General features: G+C 46.3%; 15 protein-coding genes. 5 read left to right on the top strand and 10 right to left on the bottom strand.

What is annotated here, in order from left to right:
• Position 1 precedes the first annotated feature (1 nt).
• The 9 genes from truB to F7D47_RS01515 form a co-directional block, all read right to left on the bottom strand.
• Complete coding sequence (truB, locus tag F7D47_RS01555; RefSeq protein ID WP_153085411.1) at positions 2–718, bottom strand: tRNA pseudouridine(55) synthase TruB; 717 nt, start codon at positions 716–718, stop codon at positions 2–4.
• A gap of 9 nt (positions 719–727) precedes the next feature.
• Positions 728–1573, bottom strand: coding sequence for an undecaprenyl-diphosphate phosphatase (locus F7D47_RS01550; protein WP_118139305.1), 846 nt, complete (start codon positions 1571–1573; stop codon positions 728–730).
• A 29-nt stretch (positions 1574–1602) separates the two neighbouring features.
• Complete coding sequence (locus F7D47_RS01545) at positions 1603–1833, bottom strand: DUF3098 domain-containing protein (protein WP_006849068.1); 231 nt, start codon at positions 1831–1833, stop codon at positions 1603–1605.
• Between the two features lie 75 nt (positions 1834–1908).
• Positions 1909–2787: a cell division protein FtsX gene (locus tag F7D47_RS01540; RefSeq protein WP_118063701.1), complete on the bottom strand. Its 879-nt coding sequence runs from the start codon at positions 2785–2787 to the stop codon at positions 1909–1911.
• Between the two features lie 496 nt (positions 2788–3283).
• Positions 3284–4066 (bottom strand): acyl-ACP--UDP-N-acetylglucosamine O-acyltransferase, encoded by a 783-nt coding sequence (lpxA, locus tag F7D47_RS01535; RefSeq protein WP_118190939.1) that lies wholly within the window; start codon positions 4064–4066, stop codon positions 3284–3286.
• A gap of 30 nt (positions 4067–4096) precedes the next feature.
• Positions 4097–5491, bottom strand: a complete 1395-nt coding sequence (locus tag F7D47_RS01530; protein ID WP_118190941.1) for an efflux transporter outer membrane subunit — start codon at positions 5489–5491, stop codon at positions 4097–4099.
• 27 nt (positions 5492–5518) lie between these two features.
• On the bottom strand, positions 5519–8785 hold the full coding sequence (locus F7D47_RS01525; protein ID WP_153085412.1) for an efflux RND transporter permease subunit: 3267 nt from the start codon (positions 8783–8785) through the stop codon (positions 5519–5521).
• A gap of 33 nt (positions 8786–8818) precedes the next feature.
• Positions 8819–10030 carry an efflux RND transporter periplasmic adaptor subunit gene (locus F7D47_RS01520; RefSeq protein ID WP_153085413.1) on the bottom strand — a complete coding sequence of 404 codons (1212 nt, stop codon included), beginning with the start codon at positions 10028–10030 and terminating at the stop codon, positions 8819–8821.
• A 175-nt stretch (positions 10031–10205) separates the two neighbouring features.
• Positions 10206–11648, bottom strand: coding sequence for a CCA tRNA nucleotidyltransferase (locus F7D47_RS01515; protein WP_022122075.1), 1443 nt, complete (start codon positions 11646–11648; stop codon positions 10206–10208).
• A 193-nt stretch (positions 11649–11841) separates the two neighbouring features.
• Here F7D47_RS01515 and F7D47_RS01510 point away from each other — a divergent pair, with 193 nt between their 5' ends.
• From F7D47_RS01510 to F7D47_RS01490, 5 genes are all read left to right on the top strand, one after another.
• On the top strand, positions 11842–12390 hold the full coding sequence (locus F7D47_RS01510) for a DUF1599 domain-containing protein (protein WP_228112452.1): 549 nt from the start codon (positions 11842–11844) through the stop codon (positions 12388–12390).
• Positions 12391–12397: 7 nt separating this feature from the next.
• On the top strand, positions 12398–14491 hold the full coding sequence (locus F7D47_RS01505; protein WP_153085414.1) for a BT_3928 family protein: 2094 nt from the start codon (positions 12398–12400) through the stop codon (positions 14489–14491).
• 143 nt (positions 14492–14634) lie between these two features.
• On the top strand, positions 14635–15282 hold the full coding sequence (locus F7D47_RS01500) for an SPOR domain-containing protein (RefSeq protein ID WP_118080685.1): 648 nt from the start codon (positions 14635–14637) through the stop codon (positions 15280–15282).
• 113 nt (positions 15283–15395) lie between these two features.
• Positions 15396–15989: a GTP cyclohydrolase I FolE gene (gene folE, locus F7D47_RS01495; RefSeq protein ID WP_153085415.1), complete on the top strand. Its 594-nt coding sequence runs from the start codon at positions 15396–15398 to the stop codon at positions 15987–15989.
• A gap of 142 nt (positions 15990–16131) precedes the next feature.
• Positions 16132–16884 (top strand): exodeoxyribonuclease III, encoded by a 753-nt coding sequence (locus F7D47_RS01490; protein ID WP_153085416.1) that lies wholly within the window; start codon positions 16132–16134, stop codon positions 16882–16884.
• A 229-nt stretch (positions 16885–17113) separates the two neighbouring features.
• Here F7D47_RS01490 and F7D47_RS01485 read toward each other — a convergent pair whose 3' ends face one another.
• Positions 17114–17620: a toxin-antitoxin system YwqK family antitoxin gene (locus tag F7D47_RS01485; protein ID WP_022122080.1), complete on the bottom strand. Its 507-nt coding sequence runs from the start codon at positions 17618–17620 to the stop codon at positions 17114–17116.
• Positions 17621–17857 lie beyond the last annotated feature (237 nt).

The raw sequence follows: 17857 nt of genomic DNA, 5'->3' as shown, positions 1-17857 counted from the left end.
ATTACTTGGATGGCTGAAGGCTGTCTTCGAGAGGCTGCTCATCAAGCCATTCCTGGAAATGATCAAAATCGATGCAGTTTTCTACTGCGAAACTTCCTGCCTTGGTACGGCGGAGGGCGGTAAGGAAGGCGCCACTATCGAGAGCCCTGCCGATATCTCGGGCGAGGGAACGGATGTAAGTACCTTTGCCGCAAACCACGCGGATGCTGGCGGTCTTCTCCTCATCGTTATAATCGGTAAGTTCTATCTCGTCTACACGCACGGTCTTCGGCTTGAGCTGAACCTCTTCGCCTGCTCGGCGCAAGGCATAAGAGCGGTCGCCATTCACCTTTACAGCGCTGTAGGTAGGCGGAACCTGCTGAATCTCGCCCACAAACTGTTTGAGCGTTTCCTCCACTAGCTGGCGGGTGATATGCTCCGTAGGATAGGTGTGATTCACGCTGTGTTCCTTATCGTAGCTGGCGGTAGTAGCACCGAGCTGCAGGGTAGCTGTATACTCCTTAGTATGGGTCTGCAGCTGTTCTATCTGCTTGGTACATTTACCGGTGCAGAGCACCAGCACGCCAGTGGCAAGGGGATCGAGCGTACCGGCATGTCCTATCTTCACCTTAAAACCGAGCTTCTTGCTGAGCAGATAGCGAACATGTGCCAGGGCTCCGAAACTCGACATGCGATAAGGCTTGTCGATGGCAATAATTTCTCCTTTTCTGAAATCCATAGTTTATGTTTAGTCAACCATCTGCATATCTACACCGCAAAGGCCGCAGATGATAATGATAAGTCCTACTACGATACGGTACCAGCCGAAAGCTGCAAAACCGTACTTGGTGACATAATTGATGAAAAACTTGATGGCGAGAATGGCAACGATGAATGCTACCACTGAGCCTAATATCAATGTGAACAGGTTGTTGCCCTGGGTGAGCAATGAGCCGCCGCCATGGCTGATGAGCTTATAAACCTCGAGACAGGTGGCGCCAAACATGGTTGGCACTGCCAGGAAGAATGAGAACTCGGCTGCTGCCTTGCGGGTAAGACGCTGGGACATACCACCCACGATGGTTGACATGGAGCGCGATACACCAGGAATCATCGCTATACACTGGATGAAACCGATAATCAGGGCACGCTTGTAAGTAAGCTTGGTCTGTTCGCTGCCTTTATTGAATATCTTATCGCAGAAGAGCATGAAAATACCGCCGATGACAAGCATCCAGCCCACCAGCTGTACATTGCCAAGATTTGACTCGATGAAATCATTGAAGGCAAGACCCAACACCACGGCAGGCACGGTACCTACAACCAAACGGGCATAGAAATCGAACATCGCCTTCAAATAGGTCTTCTCACCGGTCTTCACAGCCTCTGGATAGAAGAATCTCTTCCAATACAGACAGATGACAGAAAGGATGGCGCCAAACTGGATGATGACAGTAAAGGCGTTGACAAACTTATCCTGGATATCTACACCCAGCAAATTTTCTGCTATAATCATGTGGCCCGTACTGGATACAGGCAAGAACTCGGTCAGTCCCTCTACGATAGAGATAATGATAGTCTGAATAAAATCCATCTAATAATAATATGTATATTAATTATAAATTATTCATTGTCTTTCGGTTTATGTATCACCGCATAGATGATTGAAAGGAAACCTATCAATGTTACGGTTGGTGCTACAACGATGCGACGGGTACTGAAAATATCAGTATCGAAGGTATGCTCGTTAGAACCGGCGCCACTCATCAGCAGAAAACCGATGATGATAATCGCCATTCCGATGCCTAACAAGATAAAGTTCATCTTGTCGAATGCTAAATTCTTCTTATCCATTTTATTTAATGTTGAATGTTGAGTGTTGAATGTTGATAGCAAGATTGCTATAAACTATTAACTTTTAACTATTAACTAAATCTTATAAAGGTCTCCCGCCTTCATCTTCAGGAACTTATTGACTGAGATGCAGGCGCAGAAGGCGGTGATGATGATACCGAAGAGGAAGACGGAGCCGCCGGTGATGGCAAGTTCCTGCCAGCCCAAAACATTCATCAGTTCCGGTTCGTGGAGCGACCATGCATAGAGACAACCGCCCAGGAAACCATCTGCCAGCAGGGCTGAAACAACGCCCACAAGCATTGCCTTGCGAAGGAACGGACGGCGGATAAAGCCCCAGGATGCACCTACCAGCTTCATCGTATGGATGGAGAAGCGGCGGGCATAGATGCCCAGACGAACCGTATTATTGATCAGCGAGAACGAGATAAAGGTAAGCAAGGCGGCAACAATCAGCAATCCGATACTGATCTTTGCCAACGAATTGTTCACCTGCTCTATCAGGTCGTGCTGATAAGTAACCTCAGTAACACGTGGGTATGCCTTCAGTTCCTTGGCAATCCACTTCAGAGAATCATTATTCGCGTAATCAGCCTTCGTCGTAATCTCTATGGAAGGCTGGAAAGGGTTGACACCGGCAAACTCGCTCGGGTTGGTGCCCAAATCACGGGTAGCCTCTTTCAGTGCCTCTTCCTTGGTGATATAAGTCAGCGTATTGACGTAAGGTCTTGCATTCAGACGCTTGCACATCTGCAATCCCTCCGGATTAGTCATATCCTGTTCGAGCATCACCTGCACCACGAGATTCTCCTTCACATAGGAAGAGAGATTGCGTCCCATGAGGACAGAGAAGATAACCAATCCCAACAAAATGAGCACCATAGCGGTACTGATACACAAAGTAATGACCTGCAATCCACGATGATTGCTAGGCTTATATTGTTTCTTTCTCATTTTAAAAACCTTTACTAACTTAAATCTAAAAGGGCACAATGACCCAAATTGTCTGCAAAGATACGCATAAACGAAGAGATTACAAAATAAAATTGCATTTATTTACATTTATTCAATTAATTAATGGGAGAAAGCAAATGAAAGAACAAGAGAAAGAATCTGATAAACCCGAGATAAAAACTATGAAAACCTAAATGTATTTGTTGATTGAACTAGCAGAAATCTTCGTTCATAGACATTGAACGGACATTCAAAACTTATGAACGGACATTCAAAGTCTATGAACGGACATTCAAAGTCTATGAACAGAGATTTCAACCAGATAAAGCAACTGTTCTTATCAGATTATCTCCATTATCCAATTAAGTAGAGAAGCAAAAAGGGCTAACCTCACGGCCAGCCCTTCACATACTGAGTAAAATTCAAATAGGTATGACTTGAATTTACTAAATGAAAATTTACTATTCGGGATGGTAAATCCCTTTATGTACATTCATTACATCTTAGTGATGACACCCTTCTCTGAACTCTCCAGGAACTGGATGATGTTCTGAATCTCCGGTCCATCTGGCACCTGATCCTTGATCTGGTTAATGGCATCGAAGAGGGATGTCTGACCATGGAATACCAGTCGGTAGGCATTCGCAATATGCTTGCGAACCTTCTCGGTAAGCTCGGCTGCTTCCATGATGATGGTGTTAGGACCTGCATACTTCACAGGCTTTCCACCGGCAATGATATAAGGAGGAATATCCTTAGAGAAGGTAGTACCTGCCTGAATCATCGCCAGGTCGCCTACTCGGGTCTTGGCGTTCTCTACTACAGATGTTGAGTAGATGACACCGTTACCAATCACGCAGTCGCCTGCAATCTTGGTACCATAACCGAATACGCAACCGTTGCCGATTACGGTATCGTGAGAGATATGGGCACCTTCCATCAGGAAGTTGTTGTTGCCCAGAACGGTCTTGCCGCCCTTATGGGTACCACGGTTGATAACCACGTTCTCACGGATGGTATTGTTATCGCCGATTACTACCTCACTCTCCTCACCTGTAAAGTGGAAGTCCTGTGGGAGGGCAGCGATAACGGCTGCCTGGAACACCTTATTATTATTACCCATGCGAGTACCGTTCATGATGCTCACGAATGGATAGATGGTACAGTTGTCGCCGATGACCACATCGTCCTCGATATAGACGAATGGATATATCTTGCAATTGTCTCCAATCTTAGCCTTTGGAGAAACCTCTGCCTTTGGACTTATTATACTAGCCATAACTATAAACTATTAATTATTAACTATAAACTACTTAGCTCCTCCACCCAATGCATAGTAGAGATTTACTACTGCCTGCATCTTGTTGAAGTCATCAGCTACCTTAGAAAGCTGTACGTTGAGGAGTGAAGACTGTGCCTGGATGATTTCAAGGTAAGAGCTGCCTGCAATACCCATCAATTCCTTGGTAGATTCTACATTCTTCTCGAGTACTTCTATTCGCTTCTGCTCTATCTTGCTCTTCTCATCAGAGTAGTTGTAGAGAACCAGCGCATTGCTCACCTCGCTACCAGCCTTCAGCACGGTATTCTGCCAGGTGTTGTAAGCCTGCTCATACTGCATCTTAGCCACCTTCAAACCGGCAATGATACGGCCGTTCTGGAAAATTGGCTGGGTAAGAGAACCTACTGCAGAGAGCAACCACTTACCTGGGTTCACGATACCTGCACCACCTGAATTGGTGAAGGCACCTGTACCGGAAATGGTGATAGATGGATAGAACTTGCTGCGGGCGGTCTCTACACCATAGAAGCACTGGGCAAGATTCATCTCGGCTGCGTGGACATCAGCACGGTTGTTGAGCAACTGGATGCCTACACCTGTTGAGAAATTAGATGGAAGACTCTGGTTATCCAACTTGCCACGGGCGATGCTATGTGCCTGGTCGCCGATGAGCAGACTCAGAGAGTTCTCTGTCTCACGAATCTGGCGCAACAGATCGGTCTTCTGGGTCAACACAGAATAGTAGTTAGACTCAGCTGACTGAATGGCTGGTGTACGGTAACCCAATCTGAGATCGTGCATCTTCTGCATAGTCTCCCAAGTATCCTTGGTCAATCCTTCCATATTGTTAACCAACTCCACCTGCTTGTCGAGCATCAACAGAGTATAATACATGTTGGCGATGTTGGCGATGAGGTTGGTCTTGACAGATACCTGATAATCCTGCAACTGGAGCAGCGCCATCTGGGCACCACGCTTCTGAGAGAGCAGGTTGCCGAAGAGGTCTACCATCCAGCTGGCTGTAACAGGCATCGTGTAAGTCTTGGTGGCAGCGTTACCATCCCAGGAAGCGATAGTTCCCTGAGGAGTGAAAGACAAGGCAGGCACGAATGCCAACTTAGCACACTTCAACTGCTCCTCTGCCATCTTCACGTTCAAAGCCGCATTGAGGAGGTTGACATTGTTGTTCAATCCCTTCTCAATGATTGACTGGAGCTGAGGATCGGTAAAGACACTACGCCAAGGGATATTGGCGAAGGTAGTAGTATCCTTTACAGCCAATGTATCTGTATCAGAAGCTACATCGCGAACGATACCGCTGGTCTTCACATCCGGACGCTCATACTTTCCGTAGAGAGTCTTGCAGCTGCTCAGGGAGAGCGCTGCGAGACCCAATATGATGATATTTAAATTCTTTTTCATTGTTTCCTTTGAAGTTACATTGCGTTATTACTTCTTCTCGATACCCTTCTTGTGGTGAGCTGCGTTGGCATACTGCTCCAACTCGGCAGCTACCTCCTCGTTCAACTCATCCTCGAACTTCATTGGGGTCAACTTCTCCTGCAACCACTGGAAGACTGCGAAGAGAGCAGGAACCACGAAGATCTGGCAGATTGTACCGAGCAACATACCACCTACGGCGGCAGCACCCAGGGTCTGGTTACCATTCTTACCTACACCTGATGCGAACATCAGAGGCAACAGACCGATAACCATAGCCAGAGAGGTCATCAGGATAGGACGGAGACGGGCACCGGCACCCAGGATAGCTGAGTACTTGATAGCCATACCCGTACGACGACGCTCGAGGGCGAACTGTACGATAAGGATGGCGTTCTTAGCCAACAGACCGATCAACATAATCAACGAAATCTGCATGTAGATATCGTTAGAGTGACCGAAGAGGTTGGTGAAGATGAATGCACCTGCCAAACCGAATGGGATAGACAATACTACTGACAGAGGCAAGATGTAACTCTCGTACTGGGCACTCAAGATAAGGTAAACGAATACGATACAGAGTGCGAAGATCAAACCTGTAGAGTTGCTGGACTCAGCCTCAGAACGGGTCAAACCAGAGTACTCATAGCCGTAACCCTCTGGCAATGTCTCCTTGGCAACCTCAGCAATCGCCTTCATACCGTCACCGGTAGAGTAACCGCTGTTAGGAGTTACAGATACATCCATAGAGGTAAACAGGTTGAATCGGGTGATGTTTGCTGGACCATAAACCTTCTTCAAGTTCACGAACTCGCTTACAGGAGACATGGTGCCATCAGCACAACGTACATAAATCTTGCTCAGATCGTCTGGACGCATACGACTCTCAGGTCCAGCCTGAATCATGACACGGTAGAGCTTACCGTAGGCATTGAAGTTAGATGCGTAGAGACCACCGAGATAACCCTGCATGACAGACAATACTGTTGATGGAGAGATGCCAGCCTGCTTGGTCTTGGCAACATCTACATCTACCATATACTGTGGATAGTTAGGGTTATACTGAGTCTGGGCGGTCTGAATCTCAGGACGCTTGTTCAACTCAGCCAGGAACTTCTTCACATTATCAAAGAACTTATTCAAGTCGCCACCGGTCTTATCCTGCATAGTCATGGTAATACCATTCTGCATAGAGAAACCGGAAATCATAGGTGGAGCAAAGGCAAGAACCTGTGCATCCTTGATCGTAGCAGTCTGCTTGTAGATCATACCCAATACAGAAGTATATTCCATTGGGTTGACAAACAGCGCCTCGATACCGCCACCTGTACAAGCCTCCTTGATACGGTGGAAGAATCCACCCGGACGCTCCTCGAATGGCTTCAGCTTCACGATGATGGTACCCTGGTTAGAACCGGCACCACCGATAAAGCTATAACCCATGATGGCGTTACGGGTTGCGATGGCTGGGTTGCTAGCCAGCATCTTATCTACCTGCTTAACGACCTCTGCTGTACGTTCCTGAGAAGTACCAGGAGCTGTAGAGATACAAGCGAAGATAGTACCGGTATCCTCATCAGGCACCAGACCTGTCTTGGTAGTACCCATCAGGGCAACCAGACCTACGATACTGACAGCCACGAGGCTACCAGCGATGATGCCGTGGTTGATAACCCACTTGACACCACCTTTATATTTATTGGTAATCTTCTCAAACTGATAGTTGAATCCTGCGTGGAATCGGTCGATGAAAGACATCTTCTTCTCGTGACCCTCCTCGTGTGGCTTCAGCAACACGGCACAGAGTGCAGGAGACAAAGTCAACGCATTGATAGCCGAAATAACGATAGATACCGCCATGGTTACACCGAACTCACGGTAGAAGTAACCGGAAGTACCACCGATGAACGATACAGGAACGAACACGGCAGACATCACCAATGTAATAGAGATGATGGCGCTGGAAATTTCGTTCATCGCATCGATAGCTGCAGTAAGGGCACTCTTGTAACCCTGGTCGAGCTTGGCGTGAACCGCCTCGACCACCACAATGGCATCATCGACCACAATCGCGATAGCCAGCAGCAGGGCTGACAGCGTAAGCAGGTTGATGGAGAATCCGAAGATCCAAAGGAAGAGGAAGGTACCGACCAAAGCCACAGGCACGGCAATCATAGGAATCAGCGTAGAACGGAAGTCCTGCAAGAAGATATACACTACGATGAACACCAGTACCAGGGTAATGATCAAGGTGAAGATAACTTCCTCGATAGATGCGAACAAGAACTCAGTAACATCCATCAGGATGACATTCTTCAACCCAGGAGGATAACTCTTCTCCAGTTCATCAAGCGATTTCTTTACGTCGCTGGCAATCTGGGTAGCGTTGGAACCGGCAATCTGCTGAACCATACCCAGCACGGCAGGCTGACCATCATTGAGCAGGTTTACATTATACTGCAAACCACCCAACTCAACCTTGGCAATTTCGCCCAGACGGAGCGTCTGACCGGAAGTATTACTCTTGATGAGGATGTTCTCATACTCCATTGGAGTCTTCAAACGACCCTTGTAACGCAAAGTATATTCATACTGCATATCAGAGCTTTCACCAAAGCTACCAGGGGCAGCCTCGATATTCTGCTCTGCCAAAGCCTGAGAAACATCAGAAGGAACCAGTCCGAACTCCTTCATCTTCTCTGGCTTCAACCAGATACGCATAGAGTAGTTACGGGTAGAAGGACTCTGCACATCACCCACACCACTGATACGCTTCAACTGAGGAATAACGTTGATCAGGGCGTAGTTGGTAACAAACTGGTCGTCGTAACGGCCATCGTCTGTAGTCAGAGCGAACATGATAACGTTGGAACTCTGACGCTTGGTTACAGTGACACCCACCCTGGTAACCTCGGCAGGCAACAGAGACTGCGCCTGAGACACACGGTTCTGTACGTTGACCGCAGCCATATCAGGGTCAGAACCCTGCTTGAAGTAAACGGTGATCTGAGCAAAACCAGAGTTAGACGCAGAAGAGGTCATATAAGTCATGTTCTCCACACCGTTGATACTCTCCTCCAGCGGAGCAACGACAGAGTTCAACACCGTCTGGGCATCTGCACCCGTATAGGTAGCAGTTACCGTGATGGTAGGCGGCGCGATATTCGGATACTGCTCGATAGGCAGCGATACCAAGCCGATAATACCCAGCAAGACGAAGAAGATGGAAACCACCGTCGAAAGTACCGGGCGCTTTATAAAGTTTGTAAATGACATAATTTACTATTTTTCTTTATACCTTATTATATATTACTTCTTTCCGCCCATAGCAGTAGCGAAGGCATGAGCGTTATCCTGAGACTCAGCCAACTTGGCAGCCTCAGCAATCTTCTGATTGTAACGCTCCAGAGTGATAGGCTTGATCTGCTGACCATCGGTCAACTTGGTAATACCCTTCAAAACAATACGATCGCCTACATGAAGACCTGCAGTTACGATATAGTTCTTTCCATCATCCTGTGGATTTACCTTGATCTCAGAATACTTCACCTTGTTATCCTTGGTTACAACGTAAACGAAGATCTTATCCTGAACCTGAGAGCAAGCCTCCTGAGGAATGACGATAGCACTGTTCTGATCGTTAGGAACCACGATAGAACCTGCACCACCACTCTTCAGCAACTTCTCTGGGTTAGCGAAGTGAGCGATGAGAGAGATAGAACCAGAAGTAGCATCGATGACACCACTCATCTTGACAACCTTACCTGGGTGATTATAGATAGAACCATCTGCCAACTGCAACTTAACAGCTGGGAAAGAAGCAATAGCAGCCTGAACGCTACCATTGGTCTTAGACATGCTCAAGATCTGAGACTCAGAGAGTGAGAAGAACACCTCCATGGTGCTGATGTTGGAAACAGTAGTAAGAGCCTGACCTGAAGCGCTTACCAGAGCACCAACCTTGAAAGGAAGACTACCTACTACACCAGCAGAAGGACTGGTAACGGTACACCAAGCCAACTGCTCGCGGGCTGAAGCCAATGCTGCCTCTGCCTGAGCTACCTGAGCCTTAGCTGTTGCATAGCTGTTAGCTGCTGTAGAGAGTTCAAATTCACCGATAATCTTGCTATCATACAATTTCTTATTGTTCTGATAGGTCAACTTGGCTGTATTAGCCTGTGCCTTAGCTGTATTTACAGCAGCAGCTGCAGAACGGACAGCTGCCTGATAGGTCTCGCTATCAATAGAGAACAAAGCCTGACCTGCTGATACAGTCTGTCCCTCGTGTACAAAAACCTTAGTGATAAAACCAGAAACCTTAGGACGTACCTCAACATCCTGGATACCCTTGATGGTAGCAGGATAGGTAGTCTGCAATGCGGCGCTGGAAGTACCGATAGTAGCCACAGCGAACTCATCATCGCTGAAGTCAGGCAGACCGCCCTTCTTACTTCCACCACATGATGTCAACGCAGCAAGAACACAAACTGCTGCAACAAACAAAACGCTTTTAATTTTCATACCTATTTTTATATTATAATTTATTATTTAATCTTTTATCTTCTCTTATTCAAAAGTTCTTTCCGTCCTCTAACGAAAACTTTTATGCGCCTTTAAGTTTTAAAAGCGCTGCAAAAGTACTAATAATAAATGAATAACGGCTCGCTAGGAGCCGTTATTTAACAAAAATTATTCTCTATTTTGAGTTTTCTGCATTTACCAATCCCATCTCCTGAGCCTTCTTCATCAGAAGTTCCATCAACGGTTCACGCTCATTAGCCACCTTATTATCCAATACAGCATCCTTGAGATACTGCTTCAGGGTGCCTACCTCACGGCAAGGGGTAAGATGGAACATCTCCATAATCTCATTACCATCGATGCATGGCTGAAGAAGTCGCTTATAATCACGTTCCTGCAGATCGACCAGTTTCTCGCGCACCATCTTGAAATTATCCAGAAAACGCTGCTTGCGTACCTGGTTCTTGCTGGTGATATCAGCCTCGCAGAGCGTCATCAGGTCGTTGATGTCATCGCCGGCATCATTCAGCAGGCGGCGTACGGCACTGTCGGTAACCTCCTCATCAGCAATCACAATCGGACGCATGTGGAGTTCTACCAGCTTCTGCACATACTTCATCTTCGCATCCATCGGAAGTTTCATACGGCGGAAGATACCCGGAATCATCTTTGCACCTATTATATTATGACTGTGGAATGTCCAGCCGATATTGTTGTCCCAGCGCTTGCTCTTCGGTTTACCGATGTCGTGGAAGAGAGCAGCCCAGCGGAGCCAGAGGTTATCAGAATGCTTGCAGACATTCTCGAGCACCTCCATCGTATGGTCGTAATTATTCTTATGAGCCCTGCCGTTTCGCGTTTCTACCTTGTCCATCGCCACCAGTTCTGGCAGAATGAGATCGAGCAGACCTGTATCTTTCAGGTAATAGAAACCGCTGCTCGGGTGCTTGGAGAGCATAATCTTGTTCATCTCGTCGCAGATGCGCTCAGCACTGATAATCTTCAGGCGCTCGGCATTACGTGAGAGCGCATCATAGGTCTCCTCCTCAATCTGGAAATTGAGTTGGGTAGCGAAACGCACGCAACGCATCATACGCAGCGGGTCATCAGAAAAAGTGATATCCGGGTCGAGCGGAGTGGCAATAATGCCATCTTCCATATCGTAGACACCATCAAAAGGATCTACGAGTTCTCCAAAACGGTCTTTGTTCAGGCAGATAGCCATCGCATTGATGGTGAAGTCGCGGCGGTTCTGGTCATCCTCCAGCGTTCCATCTTCCACAATAGGCTTTCTGGAATCGCGCTGATAGCTCTCCTTACGGGCGCCGACAAACTCCACTTCAGTATCCTGATACTTCACTTGTGCTGTTCCGAAATTACGGAACACAGAGAGATGCGCCTTTCTTCCGAGCATCTTCTTCAAGGCAGAAGCTACCTCTATACCGCTACCAACCACAACGACATCAATATCATTGGAAGGTCGCTCCAGGAAGAGGTCACGCACATATCCACCTACTACATAACACTCCACAGACAGCCCATCTGCTGCCTCTGAAATCTTATGAAATATATCCTTATCCAGTATCTGTGCCAGTTCGGCATTGGTCAAATTTCTCATACTCTTTTTACTTTCGGGGTGCAAAGTTACAGCAAATCGAAGACAATACAAAATAAAAAAAGATTTTTTTTGTTTTAATTGTTGAGATGCCGCGTAACTTATCAAAAGTTACTGCAATTTAAGCGAAAAACAAAATAATTATTTGGCTATTTCATAATAAATGCGTAAATTTGCACCGAATTTCGAAATTATTATGGCAGATTTATTGAAAACAGAACAGCAGTTTAAGGATGTCATGAGTGAATGCAGGACATTATTTGAGAAGAAGCTTCATGATTATGGAGCCTCTTGGAGAATCTTGCGCCCTTCTTCTCTGACAGACCAACTCTATATCAAGGCGAAGCGCATCCGCTCGCTCGAAATCAAGAAAGAATCTTTGGTTGGCGAAGGTATCCGTCCGGAGTTCATTGCCCTTATCAATTATGGTATCATAGGACTCATCCAGCTAGAAAAGCCTTTCGTGGATGAGGTGGATATGACACCCGAAGAGGCTATGAAACTATACGACCTCCATGCAAAGGAGGCACTGGAACTGATGCTCAAGAAAAACCATGACTATGATGAGGCATGGCGCTCGATGAGAGTAAGCAGTTATACCGACTTCATACTGACCAAGATTCAGCGCGTAAAGGAAATTGAAGACATCGCAGGCGCTACCCTCGTTTCTGAAGGTATTGATGCCAACTATATGGACATCATCAACTATGCCGTCTTCGGTGCCATCAAGATGAGCGAGAAGTAAATTTTCAATGATGAAGAATAAGGCAACTCACATATTAACAAAGATAGCGGTCAATATCGGACGACTGCTGATGGCAGCAACCTTCATTTTCTCAGGATTTGTGAAGGGAATTGACCCATTAGGCACGCAATACAAGATAACCGACTATCTGGAGGCGCTGCACATCGACTGGATGTTCCCTTCATGGAGCACCCTGGTAATGTCGGTATTACTAGCCACTGCAGAGTTTGCCATCGGTATCTTCCTCCTCTTCGCCATCCGACGGAGACTGATGAGCAAGATCACCCTTGCCGTGATGAGCGTGATGACGCTGATTACCCTGTGGATCGTTATCGCAGACCCAGTAAAGGATTGCGGATGCTTCGGTGATGCCGTAGTGCTCACCAATATGGAGACATTCATCAAGAACATCATCCTCCTGATATTCGCCGTCCTGCTTTGGAGAAAGCCGCTGGAGATGCAGAGACTCATCTCGAGACAGACCCAGTGGGTGGTGATCAACTACACCTTCCTCTTCTCCATCGTGATGAGCATCTGGAGTCTGTGGTATCTTCCGCAATTCGACTTCCGTCCTTATCATATAGGTGTCAACATCGCCAAGGGCATGGAGATTCCGAAGGGAGCCAAGCAACCCAAGTTTGATACCACCTTCATCCTGGAGAAGAACGGAGAGCGGAAGGAGTTTACGATAGACAACTATCCCGACTCCACCTGGACCTTCATCGACAGTAAGACGGTTCAGACCGAAGAAGGTTACGTACCTCCAATCCACGACTTCAGCATAGCTGATGCCAAGACGGGAGAAGACATCACCCAGGAAGTGATTCACGATAAAGGCTACACCTTCCTCCTGGTTTCGCCACATCTGGAATTTGCCGATGACAGCAACTTCGGCAATATCGATGAGATTTACGAATATGCCAACGACCACGGCTACCGGTTTATCTGCCTCACGGCAAGTACGGAAAAAGCCATCAAGCACTGGCAGGACATAACAGGAGCGGAATATCCCTTCTATGTCACAGACGAGACTACACTGAAGACGGTAATCCGCAGCAACCCGGGGCTTCTTCTGCTGAAGAACGGAACCATCATCCAGAAATGGAGCCACAACGATTTGCCTGACATGGCAGAGATTGGTGACAAGCCACTGGAGAAGACCGAGATAGGCAAGATGCCGGAAGTAAGTGCCGCCAAGAAGATAGCCGGCATCATCTCCTGGTTCATCATTCCACTGGTACTCCTCACCATTGCCGACCGGCTCTGGGCTTGGGGCGCCTGGATCAGAAAGAAAGAGAATTCGAACAGAATATTATCAACTTTTAAAAAGAAAAGAAAAATGAGAAAGAAAATTGTAGCAGGTAACTGGAAAATGAACATGAACCTGCAGGACGGTGTTGCTCTCGCTAAGGAGATTAACGAGGCATTGGTAGCTGACAAACCAAACTGTGACGTAATCATCTGTACTCCATTCATCCACTTGGCTTCTGTAGCTCAGGTTTTGGATTCAAAGGTAGTAGGTCTCGGTGCAGAGAACTGCGCAGACAAGGCTAAGGGTGCTTTCACAGGTGAGGTTTCAGCTGAGATGGTAAAGAGCACAGGTGCTCAGTATGTTATCCTCGGTCACTCAGAGCGTCGTCAGTACTATGGCGAGACAGCTGAGATCTTGAAGGAGAAGGTAGAGTTGGCTTTGGCTAACGGTTTGAAGGTTATCTTCTGCTGCGGTGAGACTCTCGAGGAGCGTGAGGCTGAGAAGCAGAACGAGGTAGTAAAGGCTGAGTTGGAAGGTTCAGTATTCCACTTGAGCGCTGACGCTTGGAAGAACATCATCCTCGCTTACGAGCCAATCTGGGCTATCGGTACAGGTAAGACTGCTACTTCTGACCAGGCTGAAGAGATGTTGGCATACATCCGCTCTATCGTAGCAGAGAAGTATGGCAACGAGGCTGCTGAGGATACATCAATCCTCTACGGTGGTAGCTGCAAGGCTAGCAACGCTCCTGAGCTCTTCGCTAAGCCAAACATCGACGGTGGTTTGATCGGTGGTGCTTCTTTGAAGGCTGCTGACTTCAAGGGTATCATCGACGCTTGGAAGAAGTAATCTCATAAGGATATTACATTTCCCGAAGGGATGCCTTCTTCGTGAAGCGCATCCCTTCATTCTTCATTACACCTTATTATATATAGAGATCCAAGAATAAGGTGCTGTTTTAAAACAAGACGACAAACATAAAAGGAATAGTCATGAAACAATTCGTCACATTATTGATTATGATCCTCTGCTCAACATTCACAGCTAATGCGCAGAACTACCTGGACCATCTCAAAAAGAAGGAACCGGGAAAGGGTGTTGTAACCGTGAACCAAAGTAAGGCGATTGATGAACTGGTAAACGGCAAACAAGTGATTCCACAAGACGACAAGACTAAGACTACCCCACAGAAAAAAGAAAAAGAGCCTGAAACTCAGCACAAGCAGGGGCCTGATTCCCTGAAGAAGACTGAGCCACAGCATCATGAGGCAACCCGAGAGAATGCCCACGTGAACAATGCCCAAAAGGCAGAGAACAAAAAAGAAGAAACAGAGACACCTGTAGTGGATATGCGCAAGAAAGTGATGCGCAAGAGCTATAAGGTTACAGGATATAGAGTACAGGCTTTCGCTGGCGGCAATTCGCGTAACGACCGTCTGAAAGCAGAACAGACTGGCAATCAGCTGAAAGTTCATTTCCCTGAACAGCCGGTTTATGTTCATTTCTACTCTCCAAGATGGATTTGCCGAATGGGCAACTTCCGCAGCTTAGCTGAAGCCCAGAAGATGCTTGCCAAGGTTCGTTCCCTGGGATACAGACAGGCATGCCTTGTAAAGGGACAGATTACGGTACAGTACTAGTTAATAGTTGATAGTTGATAGTTAACAGTTTACAGCATTGATGCCGTAGACCTAACTATAAACTATTAATTGTAAATTATTAACTATTAATTAAGAATTATAAATTAAATAAGATGAATCCAGAAACAGAATTTCGCGAGGGATTGGACGAACTCGCAGAACACTATACAGAAGTATTAAAGCTCTTGGGAGAAGACCCTGAGCGTGAAGGACTTATAAAAACACCGATGCGAGTAGCCAAGGCTATGCAGATACTGACTCGTGGCTATACACAGGATGCACACAAGGTATTGACCGATGCCCTCTTCGAAGAGAAATACAACCAGATGGTCATCGTGAAAGATATTGATTTCTTCTCGATGTGCGAGCACCACATGCTTCCTTTCTATGGCAAGGTGCATGTTGCCTATATCCCGAACGGCAAGATTACCGGTCTGAGCAAGATAGCCCGTGTGGTAGATATCTACAGCCATCGTCTCCAGGTACAGGAGCGTCTTACCCAGCAGATTAAAGACTGTATTCAGGAAACATTGAATCCGCAGGGCGTGATGGTAGTGATAGAAGCCAAGCACATGTGCATGCAGATGCGAGGCGTGGAGAAACAGAATTCCATAACCACCACCAGCGACTACAGCGGAGTCTTCAATTCACTGAACACCCGCCAGGAGTTTATGAGTCTGCTGAGAGGAGAAAGTAAAAGAATTTAATTTTTGAATGTTGAATGTTGAATGTTGAATGTTGAATTAGGCATACGCCATAGCAACTGGCAATTCAACATTCAACATTCAACACTCAACACTCCTCCCCCATTCAACATTCAACATTCAACATTCAACATTATTACAAAAAATGAAGTTTATATCCTGGAATGTAAATGGCCTGCGCGCTTGCGTAGGCAAGGACTTCGAGAACCAGTTTAAGGAACTCGACGCCGACTTCTTCTGCCTGCAGGAAACAAAGATGCAGGAGGGACAGCTCGACCTTCAGTTTGAGGGCTACGAGAGTTATTGGAACTATGCTGAGAAAAAAGGATACTCCGGTACAGCCATTTATACCAAGCACAAGCCATTAAACGTAAATTATGGCATGGGCGTAGAGGAACATGATCATGAAGGCAGAATCATCACGCTGGAATATGACCAGTTCTATCTCGTTACCTGCTACACACCAAATTCTCAGACAGAACTCAAGCGCCTGGATTATCGCATGACTTGGGAAGACGATTTCCGCAAGTTTCTGAAATCTCTTGATGCCAAGAAACCAGTCGTCATCTGCGGCGATCTGAATGTAGCACACGAAGAGATAGATATCAAGAATCCGAAGACCAACCGCCGCAATGCCGGTTTCACCGATGAGGAGCGCGAAAAGATGACCGTTCTTCTGAACGATGGCTTTACCGACAGTTTCCGTTATCTCCACCCGGATGAGGTAACCTATTCGTGGTGGTCATACCGGTTCAAGGCGCGCGAAAAGAATGCCGGTTGGCGTATCGACTACTTCCTTGTCTCCGACCGTATCAAGGAACAGATTACAGAAGCTAAGATCCATACTGAAATCATGGGCAGCGACCATTGTCCGGTAGAAGTAGATTTAACGTTCTAATCCTACCTTTCAGCCAACATCAATAAGAATAATCAGAAGAGGGTGAATCATAAGTTTATGATTCACCCTCTTCTTGTTGTTGGTAAATATAGGTCATAAAAAAAGGGGATGCACCTTCCTCACGGAAGCCATCCCCATATTGGTCATATCAACATAAAATTTTAATTTATATAAGAGAGATTTTCTTCTAATTCAATGAAGTAACAAAACTATAGTTGCTTATTTCTGATTACATGAACTGCTTCAACTCAGAGAGATTTCTCTTCTCAGAAGAACCGTCCTTGTAAGTTACCATGAAGTAATCGTGAACAGACTTGCCATTCTTGAACTGAACGACAGCTACACCGCCTTCACGGAGCTGGAGTGTGAAGTAGCCTTCGCGCTTACCATTGACATAGTTGCCATGCCACTTCTCCTTACCATTCTTATAATAGGTAGTAACCTCACCATTAAAGATAGTATTGCGATCGTTGCCGAGGTCGATAAAACTATAACCACCTTCAGCACGGAGATTACCGTTCATATAGAAGTCCTGGAAAACGTCCTTCTTGTTAAGGCCTGAACCAGTAGTCATCAGCAGTCTGTAATAACTAGCCTGATCTGCACTGGTTACATTGCTCATATTTTCTGCATAGAAAATAGTGTCAGCTACAACTGTTGCATTCTCTACGTGCTTACGACCGAAAGCTGCTATGGTCATCAAAGCCATCAATGAGAATAATATCATTCGTTTCATATCGTTTATTTTTAGGATGTTATTGTAATTGTCTTTGTTTCTTTTTCTGGTGCAAAGATACAACGATTTCCGAAAAATTCATAATTCCTTAACGCTATTTTATCTTATTTTTTGAGCAAGTAATACTTTTTGTTTTTGAACGCACACAAGCTTACAATTTGCAATTTCATAGCCTAAAATTTAGCATATTGCACGAAGACATACCTTACAAAACGCTATTTTCATGGGGTCAAGTTT

The sequence above is a fragment of the Segatella copri genome (genome assembly GCF_009494835.1).
Lineage (GTDB): Bacteria > Bacteroidota > Bacteroidia > Bacteroidales > Bacteroidaceae > Prevotella > Prevotella copri_F.
The sequence above is the reverse complement of the archived record's forward strand: the minus strand, read 5'-3'. Positions and strand labels throughout refer to the sequence as shown.